Below are 420 nucleotides of genomic sequence, written 5' to 3'. Positions count from 1 at the left end.
AGGCCATGGTGGAATTCCAGGACCGCGGCGCGGAGGTGTTTGACTACGGCAACTCCATCCGCGACGAGGCCCGCAAGGGCGGCTGTGAGCGCGCCTTCGACTTCCCCGGCTTCGTCCCCGCCTACATCCGCCCGCTGTTCTGCGAGGGCCTGGGCCCGTTCCGCTGGGTGGCGCTCTCCGGCGACCCCAAGGACATCGAGGTCACCGACCGCGCCATCCTGGAGCTCTTCCCGCAGAACCAGCACCTCAAGCAGTGGATCACCGCCGCGCAGGAACACGTCCAGTTCCAGGGCCTGCCCGCCCGCATCTGCTGGCTGGGCTACGGCGAACGCCACCGGGCCGGCCTGCTCTTCAACAAGCTGGTGGCCGAGGGCAAGGTCTCCGCGCCGATCGTGATCGGCCGCGACCACCTGGACTCCG

At 69.3% G+C, this 420-nt stretch carries 1 pseudogene; it reads left to right on the top strand.

Annotated features, from left to right (window positions below):
* Nucleotides 1–420: pseudogene (locus AC5RVV_RS18175) on the top strand (urocanate hydratase); the annotation flags it as partial.

The sequence above is a fragment of the Arthrobacter sp. MDT2-34-1 genome, assembly GCF_059091365.1.
This window is presented reverse-complemented; position numbering and strand designations above follow the sequence as displayed.